The 10,285-nt window shown below is 72.7% G+C and carries 10 protein-coding genes; 6 read left to right on the forward strand and 4 right to left on the reverse strand.

Translation table 11 applies throughout. The features are described 5' to 3' along the window. Position 1: 1 nt before the first annotated feature. The 4 genes from BLV01_RS07850 (at position 2) to BLV01_RS07865 (ending at position 4,332) form a co-directional block, all read left to right on the forward strand. Complete coding sequence (locus BLV01_RS07850) at positions 2-1,594, forward strand: PepSY-associated TM helix domain-containing protein (RefSeq protein WP_091796288.1); 1,593 nt, start codon at positions 2-4, stop codon at positions 1,592-1,594. A gap of 11 nt (positions 1,595-1,605) precedes the next feature. After that, positions 1,606-2,631 (forward strand): alpha/beta hydrolase, encoded by a 1,026-nt coding sequence (locus BLV01_RS07855; protein ID WP_091796289.1) that lies wholly within the window; start codon positions 1,606-1,608, stop codon positions 2,629-2,631. A 160-nt stretch (positions 2,632-2,791) separates the two neighbouring features. Then, positions 2,792-3,790, forward strand: a complete 999-nt coding sequence (locus BLV01_RS07860; RefSeq protein ID WP_091796291.1) for an MBL fold metallo-hydrolase — start codon at positions 2,792-2,794, stop codon at positions 3,788-3,790. A 101-nt stretch (positions 3,791-3,891) separates the two neighbouring features. Next, the gene (locus tag BLV01_RS07865) at positions 3,892-4,332 is read left to right on the forward strand and encodes a DUF6393 family protein (RefSeq protein WP_254782552.1); all 441 of its coding nucleotides are present in this window, start codon (positions 3,892-3,894) and stop codon (positions 4,330-4,332) included. 26 nt (positions 4,333-4,358) lie between these two features. Here BLV01_RS07865 and BLV01_RS07870 read toward each other — a convergent pair whose 3' ends face one another. Together BLV01_RS07870 and BLV01_RS07875 are read right to left on the reverse strand one after the other, a co-directional pair. Further along, a complete protein-coding gene (locus BLV01_RS07870) occupies positions 4,359-4,742 on the reverse strand; it encodes a YbaN family protein (protein ID WP_091796292.1) in 384 nt (127 codons plus the stop codon). 40 nt (positions 4,743-4,782) lie between these two features. Continuing rightward, positions 4,783-5,394 (reverse strand): biliverdin-producing heme oxygenase, encoded by a 612-nt coding sequence (locus tag BLV01_RS07875; protein WP_091796294.1) that lies wholly within the window; start codon positions 5,392-5,394, stop codon positions 4,783-4,785. 285 nt (positions 5,395-5,679) lie between these two features. Between BLV01_RS07875 and BLV01_RS07880 the strand changes: the two genes are divergently transcribed. Continuing rightward, on the forward strand, positions 5,680-9,048 hold the full coding sequence (locus BLV01_RS07880; RefSeq protein ID WP_091796296.1) for a S41 family peptidase: 3,369 nt from the start codon (positions 5,680-5,682) through the stop codon (positions 9,046-9,048). A gap of 105 nt (positions 9,049-9,153) precedes the next feature. On the opposite strand, the gene BLV01_RS07885 is transcribed toward BLV01_RS07880, so the two are convergent. Next, on the reverse strand, positions 9,154-9,510 hold the full coding sequence (locus BLV01_RS07885; protein WP_091796297.1) for a putative quinol monooxygenase: 357 nt from the start codon (positions 9,508-9,510) through the stop codon (positions 9,154-9,156). 272 nt (positions 9,511-9,782) lie between these two features. Between BLV01_RS07885 and BLV01_RS07890 the strand changes: the two genes are divergently transcribed. After that, complete coding sequence (locus BLV01_RS07890; protein WP_091796299.1) at positions 9,783-9,995, forward strand: DUF6289 family protein; 213 nt, start codon at positions 9,783-9,785, stop codon at positions 9,993-9,995. Here the strand turns inward: BLV01_RS07890 and BLV01_RS25270 are convergent. After that, a complete protein-coding gene (locus BLV01_RS25270) occupies positions 9,988-10,203 on the reverse strand; it encodes a hypothetical protein (protein ID WP_139178552.1) in 216 nt (71 codons plus the stop codon). The two genes, BLV01_RS07890 and BLV01_RS25270, sit on opposite strands and share 8 nt — an antisense overlap. Between the last annotated feature and the right edge of the window lie 82 nt (positions 10,204-10,285).

Here is a 10,285-nt window from a genome sequence, read left to right on the forward strand (position 1 = left end):
GATGAAGATCCGCAGCGACATCGTCAAGGTCTACAAGGACGTGCACATCTGGGTCGGCATCGTCGCCGGCCTGATGCTGTTCGTGGCGTTCTACGGCGGCGCGATCACCATGTTCGAGAAGCCGCTGGAGCGCTGGGCCACGCCGCCGGCCGCGCTGGCGCCGCCGGTGCCGCTGGCGCGCGCGGACGAACTGGTCGCGGCGACCATCGCCGCGCATCCGCAGGCGGCCAAACACTATCTGGTGATGGTCGAGACCGCGGCCGACCAGCCCGCGCGGGTGATCTGGCGCGAGCCCGGCGCGCGCCGCCGCGAATTCGTCGACCACGGCGCCAGCTTCGGTCCAGACGGCGAACTGCAGACCCAGCGCCTGGCCAAGGCGCCGGTGGCGCAGTTGATCGACACCCTGCACCAGAAGGTCGGCCTGCCGCTGCCCGATCCGGCCGCGCGCTGGATCATGGGCGCGGTGTCGCTGCTGTACGCGCTGGCTCTGGTCTCGGGACTGATCGTGCTGCTGCCGACCCTGCTCAAGGACCTGTTCGCGCTGCGCATCGGCAAGAACATCAAGCGCCTGTGGCTGGACGTGCACAACGCGCTGGGCATCGTCAGCCTGCCGTTCCACCTGATCATGGCGCTGACCTGCGTGGTGTTCGCCTTCCACGACGAGTTCTACGACGCGCAGGACAAAGCGATTTACCCGCAGGGCATCCAGTGGGGCCGCGAAGAAGCCGCGCCGCCGCCGGCGCCCGGCGCGACGCCGCTGCCTGCGCAGGAACTGCTGCGGCGGGTCAACGCGCAACTGCCCGGCTTTCGCGTGTTCGGTTTCGGGTTCGAGCAGCGCGACGGCCGCCTGGAAGCGCAGGTGACCGGCCTGGACACGCGTTACGGCACCCGCGCGCGCACCTATGCCTCGACCCACCTGGACCCCTACACCGGGCAGGTCGATCCGCACGACCTGCCGGGCCACCTCGGCGGCTGGGATTCGGCAGTGAATACCTTCTTCATGCTTCACTTCGGCAGCTTCGGCGGCAACAGCGTGCGCTGGATGTATCTGCTGCTGGGCCTGGCCGGCGCGATGCTGTTCTACACCGGCAACCTGCTGTGGATCGAATCGCGGCGCAAGAAGGACCGCGGCCAGGGCGCGGCGGTGCAGACGCGCGCCTCGCGCGCGCTCGGCGCGCTCACCGTCGGGGTGAGCTTGGGCTGCGTGGCGGGCATTTCGGCCACGCTCGCGGCGACCAAGTGGCTGCCGGGCCGGGTCGGCGATCTGGCGGCGTGGCACGAAGGCATCTACTACGCGGTCTTCGTCGCCGCGGTGGCCTGGGCGTTCGCGCGCGGCGCGGCACGCTCTGCGGTCGAGCTGGCGTGGCTGTGCGCGGCGCTGACCCTGGCGATCCCGCTGTCGAGCCTGGCCGGCGTCTGCGGCCTCGGCGGCGCCTGGAACCATGCCGGCGCCGGCGTGGTGATCGACTGCGCCGCGCTGGCCGCGGTGCCGGCGTTCGCGCTGATCGCGCTGCGCACGCGCCGGCGCATGCAGCGCGGGCATGCCGACAGCATCTGGTCGGCGCGCGAGGGCGCGCCGGTTCCGTCTTCGTAAGCGAGTCCGCCATGCCTTTCCCCGAACCTGTATCGGTGCGTCGTTTTCGCGCAAGCCTGCGCGCGTTGGCCGGCATCGCCGCGCTCGCACTGTGCCTGGCCGCGCCGACGGCGGTCGCGCAGCCCGATCCGAACCAGCGCATCGGCGCGACCGTGGCCGACGCGCCGTCGCCGCACTATCGCTTCGAGCGCTTCGTGGTCGCCTCCGCCGACGGCCAGCGGCACTGGCGCATCCAGCTCGGCATTCCGCGCCAGCGCGCCGGCCGGGACGGATTCGCGGCGCTGTACATGCTCGACGGCAATGCCGCGCTGATGGAGTTCGACGCGCCGCTGCTGGCGCAACTCGCGCGCGGGCGGGCGCCGGTGCTGGTGTTCGTCGGCTACGACAACGAACTGCGCATCGACGGCGCCGCGCGCACCCGCGACTACACCCCCAGCGCGGTCGACGACGGCCTGGGGCAGGGGCCGCGCGGCGGCGGCGCGGCCGCGTTCGCGGCGGCGCTGGTCGAACGCATCGGGCCGCAGGTGCGCCGCCGCGTCCGCATCGACCGCGCGCGCGAGGCGCTGTGGGGACATTCGCTCGGCGGCCTGTTCGTGCTCGATCTGCTCTATACCCGCGCCGATGCGTTCGCGCAGTGGTTCCCGGCCAGCCCGTCGCTGTGGTGGGACAACGGCCGCGAACTCGGCGAGCCGGAGCGGCGGTTCCTGCAGGCCGAACTGCCGCGCCCGGCGAGCGTGGCGATCATGCAGGGCGGACGCGAGCGCCAGCCGCGCAGTCCCGACGCCGGCAACGACGGCGCGGGCAACCACGATCCGCGCGTGGCCGCGCACCGCGCCCGCATCGCCGCGGTGCCGGCCGATGCCGCGCAACAACTGGCGCTGCGCTTGCACGCCAAGCCGGGGCTGCACGCCTGCTATCGCGAATTCGCCGAACTGGGCCACGGCCCGATGCTGCGCGCCTCGGTGCGCGCGGCGGCGCTGGCGATGGCGGGCGATCCGGCGCGAGCCTGCGAGGCCGGGCAGGTCGAGCCGCATTGATCCGCCGCTTCGGCGACCTCGCGGATGCAACACCGAGGCAGGACGGGCGCCGGCTTGTTGCCTGCCGCGCCCGGGCATAAGCTCGCCGGACCCGGCGCCGCCCCCGCAGCGCGCCTGTGCATCCGGCAACCGCCGGCCGCCTACGCACACCGGAACCCCCATGACCCGCCACTCGCTGTCCCTGCTCATCGCCGCCGCGCTCGCCAGCGCGGCGCTCGCGGCCTGTTCGCGCCCGCAAGCCGACGCTGCGGCGGGCGCCGCATCCGCCGAAGCGCCCGCGGCCGCCGCGCCCGCCCAAACGCATGCGGCCGATGCCGCCTCCGCCGCTTCGGCGCAGCCCGAAGCCGGCAAGGCGTTCGTGGCGTTCAAGATCGGCCAGCTCTCGGCCGCGGCGCTCAAGGACGGCGACATCGACGTCGCCAACGACGGCAAGACCTTCGCCGTCGGCCGCCCGCCGGCCGAGGTGGCGGCGCTGCTCAGCGCCAACGGCCAGCCGACCGACGCGGTGCACCTGAGCATCCAGCCGTTGTTGGTGCGCAGCGGCGAACGCACGCTGCTGTTCGACACCGGCGCCGGCAACGCCTCCTTCGCCCGCGCCGGACGCCTGCAGGACGCGCTGCGGGCCAGCGGCAGCGAGCCGGGCCAGGTCACCGACATCTTCATCTCCCACGCCCATCCCGACCACATCGGCGGCCTGCTGACGCCTGCGGGCGCGCTGGCGTTCCCGAATGCGACCATCCACCTGTCCGCGCCGGAGTGGGCCTGGCTGCAGGCGAATAAGGACAACGCCACGCTCGTCGCCGCGATCGCGCCGAAGGTGCAGGCGTTCGCGCCGAACGCCGAACTGGTGCCGGGCACGGTCAAGGCGGTCGCGGTGGACGGGCACACGCCGGGCCACAGCGCCTACGAGATCGCCTCGGGCCAGGAACGCCTGCTGTACATCGGCGATTCCGCGCACAGCTCGATCGTTTCGGTGCAGCGCCCGCAGTGGACGATCCAGTTCGACGGCGACGCGGCCAAGGCCGAGGCCAGCCGCTACGCGCTGCTCAAGCGCATCGCCGACGGCAACCTGCACGTGTACGCCGTGCATTTCCCGTTCCCGGGGCTGGGCCGGATCAAGGCGCAGGGCGAGAGCTTCGTCTGGGTGCCGGATTTGTGAGCCGCCGGCGCGGTCGGCGGCATCGCCGCGGCCGCGCAGCGACAGCGGGCTTGAGCGGCGAACGGCCGCGCCCGGGATTCGAAGGACCGCTGGAGGCGCGCATGTTTCCGACCCAGGCAGGATTCGCCGCCGCGGCGATGGCCCTGGCACTGGCCGCCGCGGCCTCGTCGCCGGCGTCCGCCGTGGCGGCGGGCCCGCGCGATGGCGCGCCGGCTCGCGCCGCGGCCGCGCCGGCCGACATCGCGCGGATGCTCGACGAGATCCACGCGTCGCCGCAACCGGCGCAGTTCGAACAGCGCGACGTCGCCGCGATCGTGCGCAGACACCTGCCGCTGGGCAGCGACCGGGCGACGGTCGCCGGCGTGTTCGAGGCCTCGCCCGGCGCCAGGATCGTCGAGGATTCGGCCGATACGCTGGTGGTGCGCGACGACCGCGGCCGGGCCATGCTCGATCCGGCCGCGCGCTCGGTGGTGATGCGTTTTTCCTTCGATGCCGCCGGCAGGCTGGCGGCGGTGTCGGCGGTGTATTTCAAGAACCAGTAGCGCGCCGTCCGCGGCGCGGACCCGCATCAATCCAGCGGGTTCGGGCTTGCCGCGCGCGGCGCCGGCCGCGACAGCACATACGCCGCGCTCGCGGCGAAGCCCAGGCCGACCGCCAGCAGCAGCGTCCGCGACGGGTGCGCGCCCCAGCAGAACAGCGCGAAGCCCAGCGCCATGCCGGCGCTGGCGAAACATTTGCCGCGGCGCGAGACCGCGCCTTGTTCGCGCCACAGCCGCAGCGCCGGGCCGTAGCGCGGGTGTTCCAGCAGGCGCCGTTCGAACTTCGGCGAACTGCGGGCGAAGCAGGCCACCGCGAGGATCAGGAAGATCGTGGTCGGCATCACCGGCAACAGCGCGCCGATCACGCCCAGCGCGACCATCAGCCAGCCCAGCCCGAACCACAGCCAGCGCATCAGCCCGGCGCCGTCCGCCCGCCGCCGCGCGCGGGCGCGCTCACGCCAATTCGTCCTCGACATGGCCGCGCACGCTGGCGAACGCGGCTTCGGCGCCGGCGACCAGTTCGCGCTCCTGCGCTGCGCTCAGCGTCGCCGAATCCAGCGCGGCGGTGAACTCGCGCCAGTGCCGGGCCACGCCGTCGGGGTGCGCGGCGAGGTGGCGGGCGCCGAAGGCGCGGTCCAGTCCCAGCTTCGCCGCCAGTTTGTACAGCACGCTGCCGCCGAGGTTGGAGCCTTCGGCGACGTACAGCCAGCCCAGCGCCTGCGCCAGCGGCAGGGCGGCGCGCGCGCGCTGCGTTGCCTCGGCCTGCGCGGGCGCGGGCAGGGCCTGGCCGAGGTCGTGCAAGTCCAGCGCGATCTGATCCAGGCGCCGGCGGCCGGCGAGGTCGGGCAGCAGCTCGTCCAGGGCCGGGTGCGCGTACAGCGCGTCGATATCGCGATGGAAGCGGTACTGCACGCGTACGAAACGGGCGTAGCGCTCGCGGCTGGCGAAGATGTCGCCGGCCATGATGCGGCGGTCGAGCCGATCGTGGGTGGTGCGGGTCGCGGCTTTCAGGCGCTGGCTGCGCGGCAGGTCGGGGGCGTCGTCGGCGAAGTCGTGGGCGGCCATGGCGAGGGTCGGGCAGGGCGCCGCGTCGGCGGCGAAAAGGGGGACATACCCATCAGGACGTCGTCCGCGCCCAGGCTCCCAACCCACGCCGCCGCGCGCGGCGGTTGCCGGCCGATCCGGCAAGGTCCGCGGGCGGGCGCTCACCGCGCGCTCGTGGCCCGCTGCTACTTTCGGCCCGGTCCGCTGCTGCTTCTGGCAGGCGCTGCTGCTACTTCCGGCAGGGGCCGCGCCCCAGCGGCGGCTGCTATATGGCGGGTTGGGATCCCAAGGATACGGAGCATACGCATGCGCAGTCCCGCCTTCGGCCCGGCCTGTCCGCCGCGGCCGCGCCCGCTTCCGGTGCGCGTGCGGACCGGCGCCGCGCGGCTGCTGGCCGGTTCGCTGCTGTGCGTCGCGTTCGTCGCGGGCGCCGCCGCGCCGCCGCCGTTGCTGCTGCAGGCGCCGACCGTCTCGCAGGACCGGATCGCCTTCGTCTATGCCGACGATCTGTGGATCGCCGACCGCGCCGGCGGCGATGCGCGCCTGCTGGTGCGCACCGACCTGCGCGACGGCGGGCCGTGGCGGCGGGCGCGCGCCAGCGGCCCGCGCTTCTCGCCCGACGGCCGCCGCATCGCCTACAGCGCGGTGCGCGACGGCAATCTGGATGTCTACGTGATCGCCAGCGAAGGCGGCGAGCCCAAGCGCCTGACCGCGCATCCCGGCGACGACGCGGTGGTCGGCTGGACGCCGGACGGCAGCCGCGTGCTGTTCGTTTCGCGCCGCGACTCGGCCAACGGCACCGGCCGGCTCTATACCGTGTCCGTCGACGGCGGCCCGCAGCAGGCGCTGCCGCTTTCGCGCGCCGAGGGCGGCGCGTATTCGCCCGATGCCGCCCGCATCGCCTATGAGCCCCAATACCAATCGCAGCCGGACTGGAACGGCTACCGCGGCGGCCAGACCGCGCCGATCTGGATCGCCGCCCTGGCCGACTCGTCGATCGTGCGCATCCCGCACGAGGATGCCACCGACCGCAACCCGATGTGGGTCGGCGACACGGTCTATTTCCTCTCCGACCGCGACGGCCCGAGCACGCTGTACGCCTACGACACCCACACCGGGCAGGTGACGCGGGCGCTGGACAACACCGGCTTCCAGATCGATTCGGCGTCCGCCGGGCCGGGCGCGATCGTCTATTCGCAGATGGGCGCGATCCATCTGTTCGACCCGGCCAGCCGCCGCAGCCGGCGCGTGCCGCTGCGGGTGGTCGACGACGGCGCGCGCCTGCAGCCGTACTTCGAGAAGGGCGGCAAGCGCATCCTCAACGCCGCGCTGTCGCCGACCGGCGCGCGCGCGGCGTTCGAGGCGCGCGGCGACATCGTCACCGTGCCGGCGTCCAAGGGCGATCCGCGCAATCTCACCGCCACGCCCGGCGCGGCCGAGCGCGATCCGGCGTGGTCGCCGGACGGCAAATCGGTCGCGTATTTTTCCGATGCGTCCGGCGAGTACGCGCTGCACGTGCGCGACCAGGACAGGCTGGCCGCGCCGCGGGTGTTCGCCCTGGGCCAGCCGCCGTCGTTCTTCCATTCGCCGCAATGGTCGCCCGACAGCCGCCGCATCGCCTATCGCGACAAGCGCCTGAACCTGTGGCTGCTGGACCTGGCCGCGCCGACGCCGGTCAGGATCGACCGCGATCGCTTCGACACGCCGCTGCCGTCGATGGACGTGGCGTGGTCGCCGGACAGCCGTTGGATCGCCTACACCCGGCAGTTGCCGAATCACTTGAACGCGGTGTTCGTGTACTCGCTGGCCACGCGCAAGTCGGTGCGGATCACCGACGGCGCGAGCGATTGCCGTTATCCGCAATTCGACCGCGACGGCCGTCATCTGTACTTCGCCGCCAGCACCGACCTGGGCCTGACCCCGGGCTGGCTGGATATGAGCAGCCTGGCGCATCCGGTGACGCGCGCGGTGTACGTGGCGGTGTTGCGCCGCGACCTGCCTTCGCCGCTGGCGCCGCAAAGCGACGAAGAGCCGGCCGCCGCGGCGCCCGCCGCCGATGCGAAGGCCGATGCGAAGGCGGCGCCGATGCGCATCGACTTCGACGGCATCGGCCAGCGCACCCTGGCGCTGCCGCTGGCGGCGGCGAACTACGTGGGCATGAGCGCGGGCAAGAGCGGCGAATTGTTCCTGCAGCAGGCGCCGTCGGTGCTGCCCGGGATCGAGGACGATTTCGTCAAGCTGCCGGTGAAGGTGCAAAAGTTCGTCCTGGCCACGCGCAAGACCGACGAGCTGCTGGCGGACGTCGCCAGCTTCAGGCTGTCCTTCGACGGCGGCAGGATGCTGTACCGGCGCGACAAGGACTGGTTCATCGCCGCGACCGACGCGGCGCCCAAGCCGGGCGAGGGCCGGATCGGCGTCGATGCGATCTCGCTGCGGGTGGACCCGCGCCAGGAATGGGCGCAGATGTACCGCGAGGCCTGGCGGCTGCAGCGCGATTATTTCTACGACCCCGGTTATCACGGCCTCGACCTGGCCGCGGCGCAGCGCCATTTCGAGCCGTTCCTGGCCGGCATCGGCAGCCGCCACGACCTGGACGTGCTGTTCCGGCGCATGCTGAGCTATCTCTCGGTCGGGCACATGTACGTGATTCCGCTGCGCGACGCCGACGACGCCCGCGCCGGCGTCGGCCTGCTCGGCGCCGACTACGACATCGCCGCGGGACGCTACCGCTTCGCCCACATCTACGACGGCGAGAACTGGAACCCGGAACTGCGCGCGCCGCTGACCGCGCCGGGCGTGGGCGTGCGCGTCGGCGACCATCTGCTGGCGGTGAACGGGCGCGAGTTGCGCGCCAGCGACGACCTGTACGCCTGGTTCGAAGAGACCGCGGGCAAGCGCACGGTCCTGCGCGTGTCCGCCGACGCGTCCGGCGCCGGCGCGCGCGAGGTCGCGGTGGTGCCGGTCAAGGACGAGCAGGGCTTGCGCCGCTTGGCGTGGATCGAAGACAACCGGCGCAAGGTCGAGCGGCTCAGCGGCGGCAAGCTCGCCTACGTGCACCTGCCCGACACCGCCGAAGCCGGCTACGCCAGCTTCAATCGTTATTTCTTCGCCCAGACCGACAAGCTCGGCGCGGTGATCGACGCGCGCTACAACCGCGGCGGCATGCTCGCCGACTACATCGTCGACTATCTTGCGCGCAAGCCGATGACCCTGGTGGTGACCCGCGAGGGAGAGCCCTCGCTGTCGCCGATGCAGGCGATGCCCGGGCCCAAGGCGATGCTGATCAACGAGCTATCCGGCTCCGGCGGCGACGCGCTGCCGTGGTACTTCAAGCGCCTGAGCCTGGGGCCGCTGATCGGCAAGCGTACCTGGGGCGGGCTGGTCGGCATCTACGGTTATCCGGCGATGATCGACGGCAGCACGGTCACCTCGCCGCGCCTGGCGCTGGGCGGGTTGCAGGGCAGTTGGGAGGTAGAGAACCGCGGGGTCGCGCCGGACATCGAGATCGACGACACCCCGCGCGAGGCCCGCGCCGGCGGCGATCCGCAGCTCGAGCGCGCGGTGCAGCACCTGATGCAGCAGTTGCGCGAGCGACCGCCGCAAGCGTTTCCGCCGACGCCGCCGTATCCGGATTTCCATCCGGTGCTGCCGCCGTTGCCGGAGGCTGCGCAATGATGCGCAACCGGCGCCTGCGGCGGTGCGGCGAGGACGCCTGATCGCGCGCGGTCGCGCCGCGCCGCGGTCGCGCCATCGACACTGGGTTGTGTTCGCCCGCGGCGGCTACAGGCCGTTGCGCGCGCGCAGATCCTCGATGCTGCCCGGCGCCAGCCACAGCAGGGTGTTGAGGTAATCCTGCAGGCAGTCGACCAAGCCCTGGCGCGGGCCCTGGCGCCAGGCCGCGGAGGAATAGAACGCCTGCTGTTGCGCGTCCAGTTGCGCGCGGTCGGCGTAGGCGCGGATGAGGTAATAGCTCTCGTGTTCGTGATCGCTGCGGCCGAACGCGATCACGTCCATGCCGCTGGCGCGCACCATCGGCAGCGCCTGCGCCATCGCCGCTTCGAAGCGGGCGGCATGCCCGGGCTTGAGCCGGTAGGTCCTGATTTCGACGAGCCTGGCGTCGGCCTGGGGAGCGGGCATGGCGGGAGTCCGGGTTGGGAGCGCGGTGCCGCGACCATCCCAGACCCGCCGGTTCCCGCGCAAGTGCGGGGCGCGTGGCTCGGTCGGTCCGAGTCCGGACGCCGAACCGCCGGCCGCATGACCGCGCGCACAGTTCATCTGCGCCGCGGTCGCGCATTCGAAACTTCGTTGCATTTTCCCGCGCTCGCGATGCCGCCTCGCGCGGCTGCGCCGACGATCGCGTTGTAAGGTTCCCGCGCGGCGAACCGCCGCGAGCCGTAGGGAGGATTGCGATGCAACGACTCAAGCTGATCGTGTTGGGCGCGCTGTTGGCGGCGTCCGCCGGCACCGGCGCGGCCACTCAGACCCAGGGCTGTTTCTGCTCGACCATCTACTACGATGCCGCCGGCAACACCGTCGGCGTGCGCCAGCCCGCCAGCTGCGGCGACACCGGCTACGGGCAGGTGACCAACAAGTACAAGGTGGTCGCCGGCTGCGTCATGTAAGGCCGCGGCGGATCCGCTCGCGACGAAGCCGTCCGGCGCCGCCGGGCGGCTTCGTCGTTTCCGCGCCGCGGCGCCGATCCGCGCCGCGCAGGCGGTGCGGGCCGGCGTCGGCGGGCAGGGCGCAGGGGCGGCGCGCGGCGCATGTCTGCGCGCGGGCCGGCCGGTCGATTGCAAAGGCAAAGACCTTCCTCTCGCGCAATGCTGTCATGGCGGTTCCACCGATCGGCGATTCAAGCGGGCGCAGCGCCGGCGCGGGCCCGCGCCGCCCGCCGCGAAGCTGCACGCGCGGC

This window comes from Lysobacter sp. yr284 (assembly GCF_900107375.1).
Taxonomy (GTDB): Bacteria; Pseudomonadota; Gammaproteobacteria; order Xanthomonadales; family Xanthomonadaceae; genus Lysobacter.